Raw genomic sequence first — 19,009 nt, 5'->3', positions numbered from 1 at the left:
TCCTTCTAATTCGATGCGACCAGCGCACGCATGAAATGATTGGGGCCGACCTCCTCGACCACCGTCGAGATCGGACGGCTGAGCGCGCGGATCCTCTCCGCCTGCTCCAAGAAGCGGGCACTGCCACCGGTCACGAACCTGCGGCCGCCGTCCGGCACAGCCGAAAGCAGAAGCTGCGTATAGGGATGCTTCGGATCGGCAAGCACGGCATTGGTCTCGCCCCACTCGACCATCTGGCCGGCAAACATCACGACGATCTCTTCCGCAACATGAGCCGCCGTCGCGATATCATGGGTGATGTAGAGCATGGCGAGATCGTTTTCCCGCTTTACCCGCGCCAGCAGATCGAGAATGTCCTTGCGGATCGAGACATCAAGCATCGAGGTCGGCTCATCCGCCACCAGCACGCTCGGAGAGACCGCTAGCGCACGGGCGATATTGACGCGCTGACGCTGGCCGCCGGAGAGTTCGTGCGGGAATTTCTGACGCGTCACCGAAGGATCGAGCCCGACACTTTCGAGTAGCTTCGCTATATCCTCGTCCCGCTCGGCCTTCGGCTTGTCCTGACCGTGCAATTGCAGCGGCCTTGCGATGTGATGATTGATGGTAAAGGCCGGGTTGAGCGATGAGAACGGATCCTGGAAGACCATCTGGACGTCCTTGCGAAACATCCGCTCTTCCCTGCCCGAACCGCGTGCAGTGCGATCCTGCCCACGAAACAGCAGCCTGCCGGCCGTCGGCTTGTCGAGCCGGGCGATAATGCGGGCGCAGGTGGTCTTGCCGCAGCCGGATTCGCCGACCAATGCCAGCGCCCGTCCCGCAAACAGCGAGAAAGAGACGCTCTTCAATGCGTGTACCGGGCCGAAATGGCGCTGAATATCATCGAGCCGGATGACGGGTTCTGCAGTTACGGCCTGTATCTGCGGTTTCATGCGAAAACTCCGGAGGGGTGGGCGCTGGCCGGAAGCTGCGGGATGGCATTCCAGAGCTTGCGCGTGTACTCATGGACAGGCGACTGGCTGACCTGGGCTACATCGCCGACCTCAACCAGTTCGCCCTTCAGCATCACGCCGATGCGATGGCAAAGCTGGGCCATCAGATGCAGGTCATGGGTGATGAAGAGCACCGAGAAACCATAGGTCTGCTGCAGGTCGAGAACCTGCTCCAGAATCTCACGCTGCACGACGACATCGAGCGCCGTCGTCGGTTCATCCATGATGATGAGTTCAGGACGCAGCGCCAGGCAGATGGCGATGACGATGCGCTGACGCATGCCGCCGGAAAACTGGTGCGGATAATCGCCGACGCGATGCGCGGGAATGCCGACCAGCTTGAACATCTCCTCGGCCCGCGCACGCGATTCCTGGCGTGAGCAGCCGGTATGGCGATGCAGGACGTCGTGGAACTGCGCCTCTACCCGCATTAGCGGATTGAGCGAATTCATGGCGCTCTGGAACACCATGCCGATGCGCTTCCAGCGGATCTTCTGCAACTCGCCTTCCGGCATCTTCAGCAGGTCCTGCCCGTCGAGCCGGATGCTTCCGCCACTGACCCAGGCCGGCGCCTTCGATAGCCGCGTGATCGCATAGGCGATCGTGCTCTTGCCGCAGCCGGATTCGCCGGCTAGGCCGAAAATCTCGCCGCGGCCGATATTGAAGGATACATCCTTCACCGCCCGGAAATCGCCCTTATCGAGCAGATAGTCGATATTGAGATGTTCGATCTCAAGCAGATTGTCGCTCATTGCTCGGCCCTCATCATGCGGTTGCGGGCACGCGTCAGGCGGAACCAGCGGGTCAAGGCCGGGCCGGAACGCAATTGCGGATTGGCGATTTCGTCGAAGGTGAAATTGATCAGCGCGAGACCAAGCCCCGTCAGTGCGATACCGATGGCCGGCACGCCGATATCCCACCAGGCGCCGACCATGATGGCCGAGGCATTCTGGGCGTTATAAAGCATGGTACCCCACGTGACCTTTAGCGGATCGCCGAAGCCGAGATATTCGAGCGTGGTCTGGGCGACGATCGCGTAGATGATGCTGCCGACCAGGTTGATGCCGATGAGCGGCGTCAGGTTCGGCAGGATTTCGACAAAGATGATGCGCCAGGCCGGTTCGCCGATCATTTTGGCTGCAGTAACGAAATCACGGTTGCGCAGCGCCATCGTTTGCGAACGCGTCATGCGTGCGCCCCATGGCCAGGATGTCAGCGCAATGATGGTCATGATTGTCATCGGCCCGACCGTGCCCGCGAAGGAGGCAAGCAGGATCAGGAGCGGCATGTTCGGGATGACTAGCACGGCATTGGTGGCAAGGTCGAGCGCCGCGTCCGTCTTGCCGCCGGTATAGCCGGCGATGAGGCCGATGGCGGTGCCGAGCACGGTAATCGCGATACCTGTGGCGAAGCCGACGGAAAGCGAGCTTCTGGCGCCCCAGACAAATTGTTTGTAGACATCGCGACCCATCTTTGTCGTGCCGAAGACATGTTCGACGGATGGCGGCTGATGCGATCGGCCGACGCGAGCGCCGGGTTCGCCTGGAGCGATGACCGGCGCGAAGATCGCCATCAGGCATAGCGCCGTGACGATGATGAAGCCGACAAGCGCCTTCTTCTGGCTGAAGATGGATCGGAACGAGAAGCTCATCGGCCGCCCTCCCTCAATCGCGGATCGACAAGGCCGTAGATGATGTCGACGAGGAAGTTTGCGCCGAGGGTTGCGAGCGTCATCAGCAGCAATTGCCCCTGGATGACGGGGTAGTCGCGCGCCACGCTGGCGGTAAACAGCGTCAGGCCGAGGCCTGGATAGTTGAAGACGATCTCGGTGACGATCGAGCCGCCGAAAACGGCGCCGAGCATTAGCGCGAGGTTGGTGAGCACAGGCAGAAGCGCATTGCGCGCGCCATAGCCGAACATGACGGCGAGATTGCTCAGCCCCTTGGCCCGCCCCATCGTCACGTAATCCTCGCCGAGCACGACGATCATGGATGAGCGCATCGTCGTCTGAAACTCGCCGATCAGGAAAGGCGATAGCGTCAGAACCGGCAGGATCGCGTGCATGAACACGCTGCCCACGAAGGTGAAATTGAAGCCCGGATCGAGATTGGGATCGTAGGCATACCCCACAGGAAACCAGCGCAACGATACGGCAAAGACGAACAAGGTCGTGAGCGCAACGATGACGGGCGGTATCGAGAACAAGATGACGGCAAAGGGCGATACGATCGTATCGAACCGCCCGCCGCGTCTCCAGGCCGCGATGGCGCCGAGCACGACGCCGACGCACAGCGAAAATATGATCGCCGTAACCACCAGGAAGATGGTCCACAGCGTTGCCCGGCTCAGCACCTGGACCACCGTCTGCGGGTAATATTTGACCGAAACGCCAAGATCGAAGGTGGCAAGGCCTTTGAGATAGTCGAGGAACTGCATCATGATCGGCTGATCGATCTCGCCGAAACGCGCCTTGATCGCCTCCACCGCCGCGGGTGTGGCCCGCGGCCCGAGTTGCGCGACCATGGCATCGACGGGGCTCCCCGGCATAAGCCGGGGAAGAATGAAATTCACGACGATCGCGAAGGCCAAGGCCACCGCATAGACGCCAAGGCGCCGGCTTGAAACACGCATCTCTGCTTCCTTCGCTGTGGTCTTATTGGACCGGCTTCAGACGCAGCAGATGCATGAGACGCATGCGGTTATTGTCGTGGTTTTCCGGGTTCATCACGGGATCCTTGTCCGTGACCCAACCGGTGAAACGCTTGCTGGAATATTGGTACCAGGTCGGGCCGTTGAAGACGGGAACGACCGGGAAGTCATCGGCGATCAGAACCTGAATGTCGTTGAAGATCTTCTTGTGATCCTCATCGGAAGAAGACTTCAGATATTGATCGAAGAGCGCATCAAGCTTCGGGTTGGAATAGCGCGCCGCGGCGACGGTAAGCTTACCGGCATAGGCCGTCGACAGGCTCTGATAATAGCCCTGGAACGGCGTTGCACTGTCGGCACGCGAGTTCATGACGACATCGAAGCTGCCGTCGAGAAGCTGCTTGCGCCACTGCTCGTATTCGGGCGTGGCAACCGAGGCGTTGATGCCTGCGGCGCGCAGCCCTTCGACGGCGATCTGCACTGCGTCGATCCAGTCCGTCCAGCCGTTCGGTACGATGACCGCGAAGGTGATCGGCTTGCCGCTCGGCGTGGTGCGGAAACCATCGGCACCCTTCTTGTAGCCGGCGTCGTCGAGGATCTTGTTTGCCTTTTCGGTGTCGAAGCCCATGAAGGCGTCCTTATCGCCCTCGGCAGCCTTGTTGCGCCAGCTCTCGAAGCGCGGCGGCAGGCCGCTGGCATGCAGGTTGACGACCGGATAGCCGAAGCCGGCAATATCGACCATCGACTTGCGGTCCATCGCCAGGTTGAAGGCATGACGGAAGTTGAGGTCCTTGAAAGCTTCGAGATTGCCGGCATTCGTGGATTTGAAGTTCATCTCGAAGGCAACGGTTTCCGCCGGCGGCTGCCAGTAACCATTATGCTGCGGGTCGAGCGCGACGAAGGTCTTGTCGATCTGCGGCAGGAACGAGCCGATCCAGTCCACGGTGCCTTCCGGCAGCAGCGCCAGCATCTGGTCATTGCCCGAAATCTGCGGCAGACGCAGGCAATCGACGTGCAGCGACGCGGCATCCCAGTAGTTCGGATTGCGGCACTGCTCATAGACTTGCGGCGTAAAGCGGCGGACCTCGGTCATCGGGCCGGAACCGACGGGCTTCTCGTTCTTAAAGGCGACCGGATCGGCAACGTCTTTCCAGATATGCTCGGGTACGACGGCGAGATCGGCGAGCGATTCAGGGAATTCGGAATTCACAGCCTTGAGCTTGATCGTCACCTGCGTTGGCGACGGCGCTTCGACGGAGGCGACCGTCTGACCGACACCGACGGTATCGACGGCCGGGTTCTTCAGCATCAGGTCGATCGTGTACTTGACGTCTGCGGAGGTCAGCGGCTGACCATCCGACCACTTCACGCCGGGGCGCAGATCGTAGGTGATCGACTTGAGATCGTCGGAGAACTTGTAGCTTGTCGCCAGGCGCCAGACGGGCTTGCCGCCATCATTGGCGTTGAAGATGACCAACGGCTCGTAGATGAAATCCATCGTGCTCTGGCGACGACCGGCCAGATCGAACGGATTGAAGTTGCTGACCCAGCTGGTCTGCTCCTCGATATGCATCGTCAGTACGGATTCAGCCGCGGAGGCGATACTCGCACTAAATGCCAGCGAAGCGCTGAGCGCCGCCGCTGCCAGTGATGTCCGCTGAAATAGATTGCGTAATGACTTTTTCCTCATTCTCATTTCCAGCCCCTCTTGCTGTTTTGGAGTGGTCAATCAAATTGATTTAATCGTGAGTTTTGAAACTCGTCAATCGCTGATTGGAAATCAACAGGCATTGATTTTGTGATCTGGAGGATTGCCGCAGATATCGGCACCCACACCGCCGCTACCGGAAATTGCGAGGAGATATCGGGAGCCACGGCGCAGTGGCACGTTTGCAGTTGCGGTCACACGGAGCCGCAAGCGCGAAAAAGCGTGCGCTTATCCACAATACCGAAACAGGCACCCTGCCGGCTTGTGCATTTAAGAGCAAATATTCGGGAGATTGATCATCTGGACGCGCCATCGCACATGGACGCGGGATTGATTGCGATGCAGTCCTGGCCGCACCGCAATCGAAGCGAAATCGGCGTTTGCTCAGTCGAGCGGCTTGTAGGCGACGACATCCATTTCGACTTTGACATCCACCATCATGGGCGACTGAACGGTCGAGCGGGCTGGCGGATGATCGATAAAATGCTTTTCGAAGACAGCGTTGAAGCTCGAGAAATCGCGAGCGTCATCCAGCCACACATTCACTTTCACCACATGCTCGAGCGTGCAATCGGCAAGGGCAAGGACATCCTTGATATTGGCGATGACCTGCTCGGTCTGAGCGACGATATTGCCGGCAACGATTTCACCGTTGATGGTCGGAACCTGGCCCGAGACGTAGACGAAATCACCTGCCCTGACGGCCTTGGCGAAGGGGCGGCGCTGGCCGCCAGCCTGATTGTCGGCGACGTCGAAACGGATCAGCTTGTTCTTGCTCATGATATCCTCAGTCTTTCCCTGTTGCTGAAAGCCGCGGTCGCCATCGTTTCATCGGAACAGGCGCACGCGTTCGACTCTCCTGGTAGCTTCCTTATCTGTCGCAGCGGCGCCACGCCAGATCGTTTTGTCCGTTTGCGAGATGGGTGTGGAGCAATGCTTCTGCGACTTCGATCGAAACCTTAACTTCAAATGCAAGAAAAACTCTTTTATTTTCCGCAGATTACGGACGCTTCCTCCACGAAATCTCATCTCGTCCTTTTGTCGCGCCTGGCATGATTGCCTTTCTGCCCCGGAGCCTGATAAGACAAAGACCTATTTCGTCGTATGATTGGTTGACGTTCAGGAGGAGTCGTCATGACAGAACTCGCGCAATCGCTTGCGTCCATCCGCATTCCCGATCTTGCCGGCAAAAGAGTGCTGATAACGGGCGCCTCGACCGGTATTGGCGCTGCCGTCGCGCGCGCCCTTGCCGCCCAGGGCATGAAGATCGGCCTCCACTTCAATGCAAGCCGCGAACCGGCGGAAAAACTGGCCGATGAAATCAAGGCTGGCGGCGGAACTGTGCATCTCATCCAGGGCGATGTCTCCCGAGATGGCGAGACCGAACGTGTGGTCAAGGACGCAGCCGAAGCTTTGGGAGGCCTCGATGGCCTGATCAATAATGCCGGCGGCATGCTCGGGCGTCTTCCGACCGCCGAAATGACGGATGAGCATTATGAGCGGGTGATGAACCTCAATGCACGCTCCGTGCTTGCGGCGACTCGCGCCGCTCATCCTCACCTGAAAAAACAGGGCGGTTTCGTCATCAACACGACCTCCATTGCCGCACGCAATGGCGGCGGCAACGGCGCGATCCTCTATGCGGCCTCCAAAGGGTTCGTCTCGACCATTACCCATGGCCACGCCAAGGAATTCGTCAACGACAAGATCCGCGTCAACGCCGTCGCACCCGGCGTCATCGCAACGCCTTTCCACGAGCGCTATACCAACGACGAGCAGATGGAGTTGCAGCGCAAGACGATCCCCATGGGATTCGTGGGCACGCCGGAAGATTGCGTTGGCGCCTACCTCTTTCTCGCCTCTCCCACTCTTTCTGGCTACATCACCGGCCAGATCATCGAGGTCAATGGCGGCCAGCTCATGCCGTGAGAAGTGGCCAGCGGTCGCTTTGTGTGGCGGGCAATGCTAGTCTTGCCCGGCACGGCGCCTTCGCGTCGAGGAAGATGGAGCGCATGCAGATGGCAAAGACGCCCATTCATGACGGCACTGAAACGCCGGTGGAATTGACCCATCCGGAGCGGATCTATTGGCCCGGCGACGAGGTCAGCAAGCAAGACCTTCTTGATTACTACGCTTTGGCCTGGCGTAGAATGGCGTCTTTCGTCGTCAACCGTCCCCTCGCCCTCCTGCGGTGTCCGGATGGCATCGATGGACCACGCTTCTTCCAGAAACATGCCTGGAAGGGCATCAATCCGCATATCCAGGAAATTGCCGATCCAGAAGATAAGGACGCTGCGAAGCTTCTGAAGATTGGGGATTTCGATGGCCTGGCAGCCCTTGTCCAATCCGCGGCGCTGGAAATTCACCCCTGGGGCACGACGACGGATCATTGGGAAAAGCCCGACATGATCATCATGGATCTCGACCCCGGGGAGGATGTCGCATGGAGTGAGGTCGTAACTGCAGCGAAGGAGATCAGGGAGCGGTTCGCCACCCTGGGACTAACATCCTTCGTCAAAACGTCAGGCGGCAAGGGATTGCATGTGGTTGCATCCGTCAAGCCGCAGGCGACCTGGCCGCAGGTCAAGGATGCTGCCGAGGCGATCGCCCATGCCATGAGTGCCGATAGCCCGGAGACATATTTGTCGGTCGCCAGCAAGGCGAAGCGGGCGGGCCATATCTTCATCGATTATCTGCGCAACGGCCGCGGCAACACAGCCGTGGCACCCTATTCGACACGCGCCAGAAAGGGCGCTGCCGTTTCGATGCCGGTCAGCTGGGAAGAATTGGACGGCAAGATCGGGCCTGCTTCCTTTACCGTCAAGAATGCGGCATCGCGCCTCGACCAATCGAGCACGGATCCCTGGGCCGATTTCTTCAAGGCGGCATCGCCTCTCGAGGTCTGACGTTACACCAGAAACGGGACCAGCGCGGGCGTGCTGGCCTTATAATCGGCATAGGCCGAGCCGAACGTCTCGTTCATCCAGCTCTCCTCGATTTGCACGCGACGCAATACGGCATAGAGCACCGCGATGATCGCAAGGACGGCCGCGATGTCACCGCGCGCAATTGCCGAGCCGATAATGGCCAGCATCAGACCGGAATAGATCGGGTGCCGCACAAGCGCATAAGGACCGGAGCGAATGAGCGCGTGATCCTCCTTGAGAGTGATTACCCCGCTCCAGTTGCGCCCGATATGATAGCGAGCCCAGACAGCGAAAACGAGACCGATGAAGGTCAGAACCGCGCCAATCGCATAGGATGTGAGATCCTGTGGGATGAGGCGGAACCGCAAAGGACCCAGCCAGGATGGATTGACGACAAGAAGGAAAGCACCGATCCAGATCGGCACGGTATTGCCGAGCCGCGACAGAGGGTCCTCCTGTCGCACGCTCCTCTTGACGCTGAATGAAGCGAAAAGCCAGATCAATAGCCAGGCGATCCAGCATGCGGGAATGAATTGATAGATGAGCATCGCTCACGCCATATCTCTGTCAAGTTCCGGATAGTGCCGGAAAATGCCGCTCTCATTGAAGGGAATGCGGCGATCGGACTGAAGATAGCGAGCAATGTTGGGCCGTTTCATGACAGCTCTGTGCAGCGCGGTCAGATGCGGATATCGGCGATCCAGATGTGCCGTCGCGCGGGGGAAGGCATAGCGCAGCCCCTCATAGACCTGAAACAGCGAAAGATCGACATAGGTCAATTCTCCGCCGAAGATATGGCTCGATCCTTCGGGGTTCTGCTGAAGCACTTTCTCGAAATAGCCGAGGAACTTGGGAATGCGGTTTTCGATGAATTCTGCAGCCCGCGCCTTGGCCTCTTGCTTCTGATCCTCGTAATATTTCGACGTCGCGATCGGGTGGTGCGTGTCGTGTACCTCGGCGACGAGATCGGTGATCGTCAACTGCAGGCCGTTCAACACGTGGCGCTTTCCTTCGTCTCTCGGCGCCAGACCCAGCTTCGGCCCGAGATACATCAGGATATTCGCCACATGTGGAATAATGAGATCACCGTCCTTCAAAAACGGTGGGGCAAATGGGAGACCGAGTTCAGATTTACCCTCCATGATGGCGAACATGGCGGGCATACCCTGCCCCCTGCCTGCAGGAGCACGACAAACATCGACATAGTCTGCACCGGCTTCCTCCAGCGCCAGCCGAACGAATTCGCCGCGCCCCTGAATGCCATCCCAATAGTAGAGTTCATAGGCCATTCGGTTTCATCTCCCCGATATTGAGAGCAATCCGCTGCAATGATCGCCGCAAGACTGCAATTTAGCGTCGACATCGCGAAAGGTAAGAGGCAATCGACGATTACAGGCGCAGGCATATGCACCGGAAACCTTATGGACTTCATAGCGACGGCCAATGGATTTCGACGATCGCATCCAGTTCTCACCGATGGCCTAGGAATGTGTGTTGTGCTCGTGGCGTTTACGCGTCGCAGCCGCCTTCTTTGCAGAGGCGGAGCGCTCCGCAGCGGGTCGGCTTGCAGCGGCGCGTCCGCCGATCCTGCCGCCCTTTTCGGACGATTCGTGGCTTTCGGAATGGCCGCGACCGGAGCCTGACTTCTTGCCGCCGCCGCTTTCCTTGTTTACGGTCGCCCAGGCACGCCGCTCCGCCTCTGCGTGCGAAAGGCCGCGGTCTTCGTAGCCTTCCTCGATATGTTCGGCCTTGCGCTTCTGCTTGTCGGTATAGGCGGATTTATCTCCTCGGGGCATGATCTTTCTCCTTGCTGGGAAGGAAGAGCAACCCGTCGTCAGGGAAAAGGTTCCGAGATTTGGCCTGAAGAATTGCGATTGCCGGATAGCAGATTGCTCGGGAGCATCCAGAAGCGCCGACCATGCCGCACAGCGACACGCTGCTTGGCAGAGGCAGGGAAAAAGACGCCGACCGAGCGATCGATGATCAGAATGAGGACCAAGGCCGTCAGAAGATACAGCGCAGCGAGCACGAGGAGTGATGTCATCCCACCAGCTCCATTCTAGCGGCAAGCCACAAAGGCCACTGCGCTGCGACAATCGCCGCAACCGTCATTTCCACATCATCGATATAGCTGCCACACATTGCTGAGCTCCCTTCACAATCTGTAGCATCGATGTGTGACAACTATTTCGCGGATGAGAGCCAAATCACCGAAATTATTGCGAATATTCCGCCAGCTACCATCTCGAAAAGAGTGACGGCCCGATGTTGCCATCGAGCCGCCCTCATCTCCGCCACACTCCTAAAGCTGACGCGTCCTATACCTTCGCGGCTACACCCTTCTTCGATATCTTCTTTGCTGGCTTAGCCAATTTTTCCTCGGTAACAGCCGCCGCGGCGACCGCCGTCTTGCGCTTCGCCTTGGGCTTGATGTCGATCGCGCCGCCGTCTGCTGCCGTTTTCTCAAGCGCGATGCGCTCACTGCTCGCCTGCGCCCAGTGCTCGACGTCGCGACCGGAAGGATGGCCTTCCTCTTCCCATATGGCGTATGCGCGCTTCTTGATCCATTCGTCCCGAGATTCCAACATCTGCTGTTCTCCGTTCGCATCATTGAACAAGGTTTTGATGAACGATGCCCGTTCTTGAAACGCGGGCTTTGACGCCTCCCCCGAGCAGCCAAGACGCTATGGCTAGCGTTCTTCGATCTCGACTGTCGAACCGCAGTGGCGCTTCGAACGAAAAACAGAAGTTACCGTGAGGGACGGTAGCGAAGCAGCCGAAGCAACCTAAGTATGATGCTGGTCAGAACAGGGTTCAATTAAAATTATCTAATAAGATGAAGTTTCGCACCGCTATTGATGACATCTTGACGATCGCCGGCCCACTCATTGCAGCTTTTGCGGGCAAGGATATACTTGCATCATGATCGACCTCGTGGCTGCCCATTGGGGCCAAATTCTCGCCGTCCTGTCCATTGTGATGGGGGCGGCCGCTGCAATCCATGCAGCCATGACCAAAGAAGATGTCCGCGCCGCGATCGGCTGGGTCGGCGTCATCATCCTGTCGCCCATCATCGGTGCCGTCCTCTATGCTGTCGCCGGCATCAATCGCATCCGCCGGGCCTCCCTCAGCTCGCAGCGCGACGCGCTCTTTCGCAAGGATGCGAATGGCGAGCTCTCCAGCTTCGACGCCGATGGCGGCGAGGTGCGGCGGCGGTTCGGCGATCGTTTCGGTTCTATGAAGACGCTCGGCGACCGCGTCGTTCGCTATATGATGAGCACCGGCAACACCATCGAGATGCTGACGAACGGCGACGTTGCCTATGCCGCAATGAAGGCTGCAATCGACGGCGCCGAGCGCAGCATCCTGATGGAAACCTACATCTTCGATCGCGACCCGATCGGCCTCCGCATCGCCGATTCCCTGATTGCTGCGACGAAACGCGGTGTCAGCGTGCGTGTACTCATCGATGCTGTTGGCGCCCGCTACTCCGTGCCGAGCATCATGGGCTATCTGCGCGAAGGAGGCGTGCAGGTCGACGTCTTCAATGGCAACGTCATCATCGGTCTCCGGTTGCCTTATGCCAACCTGCGTACCCACCGAAAGATCCTCAGCATCGATGGGCGAATTGCCTTTACCGGCGGCATGAATATCCGTCAGGGCTTCACGCGCGAATTCGCGCACGAGTACAGCGCTCGCGACATGCATTTCTGCGTGACGGGACCTGCAGTCGCCGATCTCTTCAATACGGCAGCCGAGGATTGGCGCTTCACCACAGGCGAAGTCCTGAACGGTGAGGAATGGCGGATTGCCGCGCCCTCCAACGAGCCTGGAGCGCCCGTTTTCATGCGGGTGGTTGCCTCCGGCCCGGATCGCAGCGTCGAGACCAATCACAAGATGCTCATCGGCGCGCTGTCGGTGGCGCACAAATCCATCCGAATCATGTCGCCCTATTTCCTGCCGGATCGCGAGTTGATCAGTGCGCTGGTGACGGCGGCCCGGCGTGGCGTCGAAGTCGATATCGTCGTGCCGACAGCCAACAATCTGGTACTCGTCGACCGGGCCATGACGGCGCAATTCGACCAGATGCTGAAGAACTATTGCCGCATCTGGCGCGCCGAAGGCGCCTTCAACCATTCCAAGCTTTTGTCCATCGACGGTATCTGGGCCTATGTCGGCTCATCCAATCTCGATCCGCGCTCCCTGCGGCTCAATTTCGAAGTGGATCTCGAGGTACTTGATCGCGGCTTTGCGAGCACGATCGACGATCATATCGGCGCGATCCTGGAAACTGCACATCCGGTAGACCTCGAAAAGCTCAGGGCGCGGCCGTTTGTCGTACGGCTTATCGAAAAGGTGCTGTGGCTTGGCTCACCCTATCTCTGACGACTGCAACGAAAGACTATCTGCCTTTGTCGCAGCCTTTTTACATGACAAGGCCAACAATCGCTTCTTATACTCTGCCCCACGTGCCCGACGTGATCTGATCAAGGAACGGTCGACGGATAGATGCGAAAAAAGAAAGAAAGTCTCCGTGCGAGCATTCTGGAAAGCCTGAAGAACCGAAAGAAATCGCGCCCCACACCGGCCGGCAGCAAGCCGGGCCGCCCGGACGGCACGTTGATCGCTTCCTACAATGTCCACAAATGCGTCGGCGCCGACCGCCGCTTCGATCCGGAAAGAACGAGCCGCGTCATTCATGAAATCGATGCCGATATCATCGGTCTGCAGGAAGCCGATACGCGTTTTGGAGAACGCACGGGCATTCTCGATCTGCGCCGGCTCGAACGCGAGACAGGCCTCATCCCGGTGCCGATTTCCGGCGTCACCAAGGCGCATGGCTGGCACGGCAATGTGGTTCTTTTCAAACAGGGCACGGTTCGCGACGTTCACCAGATCAATCTGCCAGGGCTTGAGCCGCGCGGCGCCTTGATCGCTGAACTGGAATTGGCTCGTGGCGGAAGCCTCAGGATCATCGCGGCGCATCTCGGCCTGCTGCATCGCTCGCGCGCGCAGCAGACGCGTCTGATCGTCGACCTCATGAACGACGGCAGCGAGACGCCGACCATCCTGCTGGGCGATCTCAACGAATGGCGCCTTGGCGACCGCTCATCTCTCAATACCATCCAGAACGCGTTCGGACCGCTACCGCCTGCCGTACCGAGCTTTCCCTCGACACTGCCGCTTCTGGCCCTCGACCGCATCATGGCAAACCGCCGCGGCATGATCTCCGCAGTCGAAGTGCATGACTCGCCGCTGGCACGCGTGGCTTCCGATCACCTGCCCATCAAGGCCGTGGTCAGCCTGGAAGTGCTCGACATCGACGCTCGGACGCATTCACAGACTGCCTAGACGTTATCGACATGCTTCATGTCGATCCCACCGATATATGTGATGACGGGCGGAGGACCATCTTATAGGCTCCCCGCCGAAATGACCGATCCGGGAGACAATCATGCTGAAAACTCTGTTGCTGACCGGCGCCGCCGGCGGTGTTGGCCAGGCAATCCGGCCTCTTCTATCGCAGATCGCCGAGAACGTCCTTTTGTCAGACCTCGCGCCGATAAGCGACCTGCGCCCGAACGAGCGTTTCGTCGCCTGTGATCTCGCCGACCGCAGCGGCGTCGATGCGATGGTGAAAGGTGTTGATGGTATCATCCATCTCGGGGGGATATCGGTGGAAAAGCCCTTCGATCTGATCCTGCAGGGCAATATCCTCGGCCTCTACAATCTCTATGAGGCCGCGCGCGCCGCCGGCAAGCCGCGTATCGTCTTCGCGAGCTCCAATCACACGATCGGCTTCTACCGGCGGGATGAGCGGATCGACAACAAGGTGCCGACCCGGCCGGATTCGCTCTATGGGGTCTCAAAGGTGTTCGGTGAGGCGGTCGCGAGCCTCTACTTCGACAAGTTCGGCCAGGAAACGCTTTCAGTGCGCATCGGCTCGTGCTTTCCCGAGCCGCGCAACACGCGCATGCTCGCCACATGGTTCAGCATCGGGGATTTCGTCTCGCTTTGCGATTGCGCCTTCAACGCCCCGCGCCTCGGCCATACGATCGTCTACGGCGTCTCGGACAATGACGAACAATGGTGGGACAACAGCAACGCTGCCTTTCTTGGCTGGAAGCCGCGCGATAGTGCGGCTCCTTGGCGCGCCGAAATTCTGTCGAAAACACCCGCCGAGGATCCGAATGATCCCGCAATCGTCTATCAGGGCGGCGGCTTTGCTTCTGCCGCTCACCCCGAGGACTGATCGTCAGACACCGTTGCGAAAGAGCTTCCAGCGTGTCGGCCTGAAGGCGATGCGGTTGCGATCCAAGGCATCCGCCTTGTTCGGCGGCAGTTCGATCTCGATGGGATCGTGCTCGGCACCGATGTTGATTTCAAGGTGGCGAGTGCCTGCCACGCGCCTGCTGGCAACGAGCAGACCCGCGATCGCGCCGCCATCGCCGTCACGGATTTCGATATCGTGGGGTCGGAAATAGAGATAGGCTTCGCCATCGGGCTCATGCGGCGTGCTGAGTCCCAGCGGCTTGTCATCGAACCAGATCTCGCCGCTGGTGATGCGCACCTTGAGACGATTGGATTGGCCGATGAAGCCATAGACAAAGGGAGAATTCGGCGAGTCGTAGATCTCGTCCGGCGTTCCGACCTGTTCGATCGCGCCCTTGTTGAGTACGACCACGCGGTCGGCGAGCTCCAGCGCCTCTTCCTGGTCATGGGTCACGAAGACGGTGGTATGGCCGGTCCGGTCGTGGATTTCCCGCAGCCACTTGCGCAGGTCCTTGCGGACCTGAGCATCGAGAGCGCCGAAGGGCTCGTCCAGAAGCAGCACGTTCGGCTCGACCGCCATGGCACGCGCCAATGCCACGCGCTGGCGCTGGCCGCCGGAAAGCTGGGCCGGATAGCGCTTCTCCAGGCCGTTCAACTGCACCAGTTCCAACAGCTCCAGGGCACGCCGGCGAATTTCATCTCGTGGCGGACGACGCGATGCCGAGCGGACTTTCAGGCCGAAAGAGATATTGTCGAGCACCGTCATGTGCCGAAACAGCGCGTAGTGCTGAAACACGAAGCCGATATTGCGCTGCTGCACCGTCTTTCGCGACGCATCCTCTTCGCCGAAGAAGATCTGTCCCTCCGTCGGGGTTTCCAATCCGGCGATCAGGCGCAGCAGCGTCGTCTTGCCGGAGCCCGATGGACCGAGAAGCGCAATCAATTCGCTCGAGCGGATATCCAGCGACACGTCATGCAATGCGGGAAAGCGACCGAATTCCTTACGCAGGTTTTGAACGCGAACTTCCATCAAGAATTCCTTCAGTGACGCCGGCTGGCTGCGATCTCTTCGCTATAGCGCATTTCCAGCAGCGTCTTCAGTATCAATGTGACAAGGGCGAGCAGGGCCAGGAGCGTGGCGACCGCGAATGCCCCCGAAAAATTATATTCGTTATAAAGAATTTCGACCTGCAGGGGCATGGTGTTGGTTTCGCCGCGGATATGACCCGAAACGACCGAAACGGCTCCGAACTCACCCATGGCGCGGGCGTTGCAGAGCAGCACGCCGTAAAGCAGGCCCCATTTGATGTTTGGCAGCGTGACATGCCAGAAGGTCTGCCAGCCATTGGCCCCGAGCGAGAGCGCCGCCTCTTCGTCTGCGCTGCCCTGTTCCTGCATCAGCGGGATCAATTCACGCGCGACGAAGGGAAAGGTGACGAACATCGTCGCCAGCACCAGCCCAGGAACCGCAAACAGGATCTGGATGCCATGGCTCTGCAGCCAGGGGCCGAGTGTGCTGTTCGAATTGAACAACAGCACGAAGACCAGGCCCGATATGACTGGCGACACCGAGAAGGGCAAATCGATCAGCGTCGTCAGCAAGGCCTTGCCCTTGAATTCGAACTTGGCGATCGCCCAGGCGGCTGCAATGCCGCAGACGAGGTTCAGCGGCACGCTGATGCCGGCAACGATCAATGTCAGCCGGATCGCCGCGAAGGTTTCCTCGTCAACCAAGGCTTCGAAGAAGGTCTCGATCCCCTTGCGGAAAGCTTCGACGAAAACGGCGGCGAGAGGCAGAAGCACCATCAGCGTCAGGAACGCGAGCGAGATCAGTATGAAGACGATGCGCGCAAGCCGGCTTTCGGTGATGACCGAATGACCGGTTTCGACTGATGCAGAAAGATCATGCGCCATAGCCATATCTCCTTCTGCTCCACGACTGGATGAGATTGATGATCAAAAGCATGGTGAAGGAAATGAACAGCATCACCGTCGCGATCGCCGTCGCTGCGGAATAATTATACTCCTCCAGGCGAATGACGATGAGCAGCGGCGCGATTTCCGAAACATAGGGCTTGTTGCCGGCGATGAAGATGACCGATCCGTATTCTCCCGCCGCACGTGCGAATGCCAGCGCAAAGCCAGTCAGAGCGGCAGGGGCGAGGCCCGGCAGCAGCACGCGGGTTATCGTCTGAAAACGCGAGGCACCAAGGGTCGCCGCCGCTTCCTCGACTTCGCGGTCGATCTCCTCCATGACCGGCTGTGCCGTGCGCACCACAAACGGCAGGCCGACGAAAATCAATGCGATGACGATGCCGACGGGAGTGAACGCGATCTTGATGCCGAGCGGCGTGAGGAACTGACCGATCCAGCCATTCGGCGCGTATAGCGTCGTCAAGGCAATGCCGGCAACCGCCGTCGGCAAGGCAAACGGCAGATCGACCATCGCATCGAGAATGCGCTTGCCTGGAAAGCGATAGCGCACCAGCACCCAGGCAAGGATAAGCCCGAGCACGGCGTTGACGAGCGCGGCGATGAAGGCGCCGCCGAAGCTCATGCGCAGCGCATACAGCGTGCGCACGTCAAGCGCGAGGGCCCAGAAATTCTGCCAGCCGAGGGCACTGCTTTTCCAGAGAAGCCCCGACAGTGGAATGAGTACTATGAAGATGAGCCAAGCCAAGGTAACGCCGAGCGCCAATCCGAATCCCGGAATGACGCTCGGCTGCCGTAACCGCCACCGTTTGCGGGTTATAGAATGCATTCAGTCTTATTGTCCCGGCTTGTAGATCTGATCGAAGACGCCCCCGTCAGCGAAGAATTTCGGCTGAGCTTGAGACCATCCGCCGAAGTCGTCAATAGTGGCGAGCTTCAGGGACGGGAAACGAGCGACATCCTTCGGATCGGACGCTTCCGGCTTAATCGGCCGGTAATAGTGCTTCGCAGCGATCTTCTGACCTTCATCCGAGTACAGGTAGTTCAGGTAGGCCTCCGCGACCTTGCGCGTGCCTTTGGTATCGACATTGCCATCGACTACGGCAACCGGCGGATCGGCGCGGATCGAAACGGACGGCGTGACGATTTCGAATTTATCGGGGCCGAGTTCGTCGAGCGAGAGATAGGCCTCGTTTTCCCAGGCAAGCAGAACGTCACCAAGACCGCGCTGTACGAAAGTCGTCGTCGCGCCGCGCGCGCCGGTGTCGAGGACCGGGACATGCTTCAGGAGCTGCGCGACATAGTCCTGCGCCTTGGCATCATCGCCGCCATTGGCCTGCTTCGCCCAGGCCCAGGCAGCGAGAATGTTCCAGCGAGCACCGCCCGACGTCTTCGGATTCGGCGTGATGACTTCGACACCGTCCTTGACCAAATCCGGCCAGTCCTTGATGCCCTTGGGATTGCCCTTGCGCACCAGAAAAACAATGGTCGAGGTGTAGGGAACCGAATTGTTCGGGAACTTGGTCTTCCAGTCGGCCGGGATCTTGTGCGTCGCCTTGGCGATCGCGTCGATATCGCCTTCGAGGGCGAGCGTCACGACGTCGGCATCGAGGCCGTCAATAACCGAGCGAGCCTGCGCGCCGGAACCGCCATGCGAAGCCTTGATATTGATGGTTTCGCCCGTATCCTTCTTCCACTTGGCAGCAAAGGCCGTGTTGAAGTCCTTATAGAGTTCACGAGTCGGATCATAGGAAACATTGAGAAGCGTCTTGTCCGCCGCCCAGGTCGGCGCGACGGCCGCGATCGAAAAACTGCCGATCAGAATTGCGGTGGCGAGAAGCCGAGAAAGCTTAATCGTCTGCATGGATGCACCCCCTTCGTTTGTCCTTAAACCCTATCAACTTGGTCGTATAAAGTAACGAAGGCAGTTTCCGTTTTCGGTAACTGCGGAGAACAGCATCCCATAGAATCCGGAAAAGTGAAATCACATTCCCGAATGACGCCAGACGTGCAACGAGTGCTTCGTCAGCGGATGGTGTCGGACATAAAGACGGAATAGAGCTCGTCGGCGCTCTTCGTCTGCCGCATCGCCGTCAGAACGCCTTCCGTGCGCAAACGCCTCGCGATCGCGGCAAGCACGTTCAGATAGTCGCCCCGGCCGCCCTCTCCGAACAACAGCACGAAGGCCCATTCCGTCGGTATGTCGTCGATGGCTTCGAAATCGACTGGATGTGCAAAATGCACCATGAGTCCCCGAGGCCTCGTCATGCCAGCGATGGCGGCATGCGGAACCGCAACGCCATTGCCGATCCCCGTCGTGCCCAATTTTTCGCGCGTCTCCAGCGCTCGCAGGACCACTGCCTCGTCCAGGCCAAAGCAATGGGCTGCCTTCGACGACAGCATCTGCAATGCCCGCCATTTCGTCGGAGCGGAGACGCCGACAAAGACGTGTTCGGGAAGAATGATCGTGGAAAGGTCCATGGTCGCACTCAAGGTCCGGCAATAAATTCTGAAATGGCATTCATCGC

Annotated in this window: 21 protein-coding genes; 5 read left to right on the top strand and 16 right to left on the bottom strand. The window is 59.1% G+C overall.

The annotated features are described in order from the left end of the window. Positions 1 to 5 precede the first annotated feature (5 nt). The 6 genes from AC13RC_RS16670 to AC13RC_RS16645 form a co-directional block, all read right to left on the bottom strand. Positions 6 to 932 carry an ABC transporter ATP-binding protein gene (locus AC13RC_RS16670; protein WP_488557841.1) on the bottom strand — a complete coding sequence of 309 codons (927 nt, stop codon included), beginning with the start codon at positions 930 to 932 and terminating at the stop codon, positions 6 to 8. Then, positions 929 to 1,744, bottom strand: a complete 816-nt coding sequence (locus AC13RC_RS16665) for an ABC transporter ATP-binding protein (RefSeq protein WP_488557840.1) — start codon at positions 1,742 to 1,744, stop codon at positions 929 to 931. The genes AC13RC_RS16670 and AC13RC_RS16665 overlap by 4 nt, the downstream gene beginning before the upstream one ends. Next, on the bottom strand, positions 1,741 to 2,643 hold the full coding sequence (locus AC13RC_RS16660) for an ABC transporter permease (protein ID WP_152092947.1): 903 nt from the start codon (positions 2,641 to 2,643) through the stop codon (positions 1,741 to 1,743). Before AC13RC_RS16660 ends, AC13RC_RS16665 begins: the two co-directional genes overlap by 4 nt. After that, positions 2,640 to 3,623: an ABC transporter permease gene (locus AC13RC_RS16655; RefSeq protein ID WP_152092948.1), complete on the bottom strand. Its 984-nt coding sequence runs from the start codon at positions 3,621 to 3,623 to the stop codon at positions 2,640 to 2,642. The genes AC13RC_RS16660 and AC13RC_RS16655 overlap by 4 nt, the downstream gene beginning before the upstream one ends. Before the next feature lie 22 nt (positions 3,624 to 3,645). After that, positions 3,646 to 5,337 carry an ABC transporter substrate-binding protein gene (locus tag AC13RC_RS16650; RefSeq protein ID WP_488557839.1) on the bottom strand — a complete coding sequence of 564 codons (1,692 nt, stop codon included), beginning with the start codon at positions 5,335 to 5,337 and terminating at the stop codon, positions 3,646 to 3,648. Positions 5,338 to 5,733: 396 nt separating this feature from the next. Beyond that, complete coding sequence (locus tag AC13RC_RS16645) at positions 5,734 to 6,129, bottom strand: RidA family protein (RefSeq protein ID WP_113329227.1); 396 nt, start codon at positions 6,127 to 6,129, stop codon at positions 5,734 to 5,736. 354 nt (positions 6,130 to 6,483) lie between these two features. Between AC13RC_RS16645 and AC13RC_RS16640 the strand changes: the two genes are divergently transcribed. Then, the gene (locus AC13RC_RS16640) at positions 6,484 to 7,278 is read left to right on the top strand and encodes an SDR family NAD(P)-dependent oxidoreductase (protein WP_113350954.1); all 795 of its coding nucleotides are present in this window, start codon (positions 6,484 to 6,486) and stop codon (positions 7,276 to 7,278) included. An 83-nt stretch (positions 7,279 to 7,361) separates the two neighbouring features. After that, the gene (gene ligD / locus AC13RC_RS16635; RefSeq protein WP_488557838.1) at positions 7,362 to 8,255 is read left to right on the top strand and encodes a non-homologous end-joining DNA ligase; all 894 of its coding nucleotides are present in this window, start codon (positions 7,362 to 7,364) and stop codon (positions 8,253 to 8,255) included. A gap of 2 nt (positions 8,256 to 8,257) precedes the next feature. Here ligD and AC13RC_RS16630 read toward each other — a convergent pair whose 3' ends face one another. The 5 genes from AC13RC_RS16630 to AC13RC_RS16610 form a co-directional block, all read right to left on the bottom strand. Further along, entirely contained in the window at positions 8,258 to 8,824 is a 567-nt protein-coding gene (locus AC13RC_RS16630) for a methyltransferase family protein (protein WP_488557837.1), read from the bottom strand. A gap of 3 nt (positions 8,825 to 8,827) precedes the next feature. Then, positions 8,828 to 9,565, bottom strand: coding sequence for a glutathione S-transferase (locus tag AC13RC_RS16625; RefSeq protein ID WP_488557836.1), 738 nt, complete (start codon positions 9,563 to 9,565; stop codon positions 8,828 to 8,830). A gap of 192 nt (positions 9,566 to 9,757) precedes the next feature. Then, a complete protein-coding gene (locus tag AC13RC_RS16620; RefSeq protein WP_488557835.1) occupies positions 9,758 to 10,072 on the bottom strand; it encodes a plasmid stabilization protein in 315 nt (104 codons plus the stop codon). 38 nt (positions 10,073 to 10,110) lie between these two features. Then, a complete protein-coding gene (locus AC13RC_RS16615) occupies positions 10,111 to 10,320 on the bottom strand; it encodes a hypothetical protein (protein WP_113350950.1) in 210 nt (69 codons plus the stop codon). Between the two features lie 274 nt (positions 10,321 to 10,594). After that, the gene (locus tag AC13RC_RS16610) at positions 10,595 to 10,864 is read right to left on the bottom strand and encodes a DUF2934 domain-containing protein (protein ID WP_113350949.1); all 270 of its coding nucleotides are present in this window, start codon (positions 10,862 to 10,864) and stop codon (positions 10,595 to 10,597) included. A 334-nt stretch (positions 10,865 to 11,198) separates the two neighbouring features. Here AC13RC_RS16610 and AC13RC_RS16605 point away from each other — a divergent pair, with 334 nt between their 5' ends. The 3 genes from AC13RC_RS16605 (at position 11,199) to AC13RC_RS16595 (ending at position 14,529) form a co-directional block, all read left to right on the top strand. Further along, positions 11,199 to 12,662, top strand: coding sequence for a phospholipase D-like domain-containing protein (locus AC13RC_RS16605; protein WP_488557834.1), 1,464 nt, complete (start codon positions 11,199 to 11,201; stop codon positions 12,660 to 12,662). A gap of 123 nt (positions 12,663 to 12,785) precedes the next feature. Then, the gene (locus AC13RC_RS16600; protein ID WP_488557833.1) at positions 12,786 to 13,628 is read left to right on the top strand and encodes an endonuclease/exonuclease/phosphatase family protein; all 843 of its coding nucleotides are present in this window, start codon (positions 12,786 to 12,788) and stop codon (positions 13,626 to 13,628) included. A 103-nt stretch (positions 13,629 to 13,731) separates the two neighbouring features. Then, complete coding sequence (locus AC13RC_RS16595; protein WP_488557832.1) at positions 13,732 to 14,529, top strand: NAD-dependent epimerase/dehydratase family protein; 798 nt, start codon at positions 13,732 to 13,734, stop codon at positions 14,527 to 14,529. 3 nt (positions 14,530 to 14,532) lie between these two features. Here AC13RC_RS16595 and AC13RC_RS16590 read toward each other — a convergent pair whose 3' ends face one another. From AC13RC_RS16590 to AC13RC_RS16570, 5 genes are all read right to left on the bottom strand, one after another. Beyond that, positions 14,533 to 15,579, bottom strand: a complete 1,047-nt coding sequence (locus AC13RC_RS16590) for a sulfate/molybdate ABC transporter ATP-binding protein (protein WP_112721908.1) — start codon at positions 15,577 to 15,579, stop codon at positions 14,533 to 14,535. Positions 15,580 to 15,590: 11 nt separating this feature from the next. After that, a complete protein-coding gene (gene cysW, locus AC13RC_RS16585) occupies positions 15,591 to 16,463 on the bottom strand; it encodes a sulfate ABC transporter permease subunit CysW (protein ID WP_113350944.1) in 873 nt (290 codons plus the stop codon). Continuing rightward, positions 16,453 to 17,310, bottom strand: a complete 858-nt coding sequence (gene cysT, locus AC13RC_RS16580; protein WP_069609968.1) for a sulfate ABC transporter permease subunit CysT — start codon at positions 17,308 to 17,310, stop codon at positions 16,453 to 16,455. The genes cysW and cysT overlap by 11 nt, the downstream gene beginning before the upstream one ends. Before the next feature lie 6 nt (positions 17,311 to 17,316). Next, positions 17,317 to 18,345 (bottom strand): sulfate ABC transporter substrate-binding protein, encoded by a 1,029-nt coding sequence (locus AC13RC_RS16575; RefSeq protein ID WP_488557831.1) that lies wholly within the window; start codon positions 18,343 to 18,345, stop codon positions 17,317 to 17,319. 161 nt (positions 18,346 to 18,506) lie between these two features. Further along, positions 18,507 to 18,962: a PTS sugar transporter subunit IIA gene (locus AC13RC_RS16570; protein ID WP_113350942.1), complete on the bottom strand. Its 456-nt coding sequence runs from the start codon at positions 18,960 to 18,962 to the stop codon at positions 18,507 to 18,509. Between the last annotated feature and the right edge of the window lie 47 nt (positions 18,963 to 19,009).

The organism is Martinezella sp. CNPSo 3890, assembly GCF_057784455.1.
The sequence above is the reverse complement of the archived record's forward strand: the minus strand, read 5'-3'. Positions and strand labels throughout refer to the sequence as shown.

Excerpts from the sequence above, each read along its gene's own strand:
- AC13RC_RS16670 (WP_488557841.1), bottom strand. The coding sequence starts at position 932 with ATGAAACCGCAGATACAGGCCGTAACTGCAGAACCCGTCATCCGGCTC.
- AC13RC_RS16665 (WP_488557840.1), bottom strand. The coding sequence starts at position 1,744 with ATGAGCGACAATCTGCTTGAGATCGAACATCTCAATATCGACTATCTG.
- AC13RC_RS16660 (WP_152092947.1), bottom strand. The coding sequence starts at position 2,643 with ATGAGCTTCTCGTTCCGATCCATCTTCAGCCAGAAGAAGGCGCTTGTC.
- AC13RC_RS16655 (WP_152092948.1), bottom strand. The coding sequence starts at position 3,623 with ATGCGTGTTTCAAGCCGGCGCCTTGGCGTCTATGCGGTGGCCTTGGCC.
- AC13RC_RS16650 (WP_488557839.1), bottom strand. The coding sequence starts at position 5,337 with ATGAGAATGAGGAAAAAGTCATTACGCAATCTATTTCAGCGGACATCA.
- AC13RC_RS16645 (WP_113329227.1), bottom strand. The coding sequence starts at position 6,129 with ATGAGCAAGAACAAGCTGATCCGTTTCGACGTCGCCGACAATCAGGCT.
- AC13RC_RS16640 (WP_113350954.1), top strand. The coding sequence starts at position 6,484 with ATGACAGAACTCGCGCAATCGCTTGCGTCCATCCGCATTCCCGATCTT.
- ligD (WP_488557838.1), top strand. The coding sequence starts at position 7,362 with ATGCAGATGGCAAAGACGCCCATTCATGACGGCACTGAAACGCCGGTG.
- AC13RC_RS16630 (WP_488557837.1), bottom strand. The coding sequence starts at position 8,824 with ATGCTCATCTATCAATTCATTCCCGCATGCTGGATCGCCTGGCTATTG.
- AC13RC_RS16625 (WP_488557836.1), bottom strand. The coding sequence starts at position 9,565 with ATGGCCTATGAACTCTACTATTGGGATGGCATTCAGGGGCGCGGCGAA.
- AC13RC_RS16620 (WP_488557835.1), bottom strand. The coding sequence starts at position 10,072 with ATGCCCCGAGGAGATAAATCCGCCTATACCGACAAGCAGAAGCGCAAG.
- AC13RC_RS16615 (WP_113350950.1), bottom strand. The coding sequence starts at position 10,320 with ATGACATCACTCCTCGTGCTCGCTGCGCTGTATCTTCTGACGGCCTTG.
- AC13RC_RS16610 (WP_113350949.1), bottom strand. The coding sequence starts at position 10,864 with ATGTTGGAATCTCGGGACGAATGGATCAAGAAGCGCGCATACGCCATA.
- AC13RC_RS16605 (WP_488557834.1), top strand. The coding sequence starts at position 11,199 with ATGATCGACCTCGTGGCTGCCCATTGGGGCCAAATTCTCGCCGTCCTG.
- AC13RC_RS16600 (WP_488557833.1), top strand. The coding sequence starts at position 12,786 with ATGCGAAAAAAGAAAGAAAGTCTCCGTGCGAGCATTCTGGAAAGCCTG.
- AC13RC_RS16595 (WP_488557832.1), top strand. The coding sequence starts at position 13,732 with ATGCTGAAAACTCTGTTGCTGACCGGCGCCGCCGGCGGTGTTGGCCAG.
- AC13RC_RS16590 (WP_112721908.1), bottom strand. The coding sequence starts at position 15,579 with ATGGAAGTTCGCGTTCAAAACCTGCGTAAGGAATTCGGTCGCTTTCCC.
- cysW (WP_113350944.1), bottom strand. The coding sequence starts at position 16,463 with ATGGCGCATGATCTTTCTGCATCAGTCGAAACCGGTCATTCGGTCATC.
- cysT (WP_069609968.1), bottom strand. The coding sequence starts at position 17,310 with ATGCATTCTATAACCCGCAAACGGTGGCGGTTACGGCAGCCGAGCGTC.
- AC13RC_RS16575 (WP_488557831.1), bottom strand. The coding sequence starts at position 18,345 with ATGCAGACGATTAAGCTTTCTCGGCTTCTCGCCACCGCAATTCTGATC.
- AC13RC_RS16570 (WP_113350942.1), bottom strand. The coding sequence starts at position 18,962 with ATGGACCTTTCCACGATCATTCTTCCCGAACACGTCTTTGTCGGCGTC.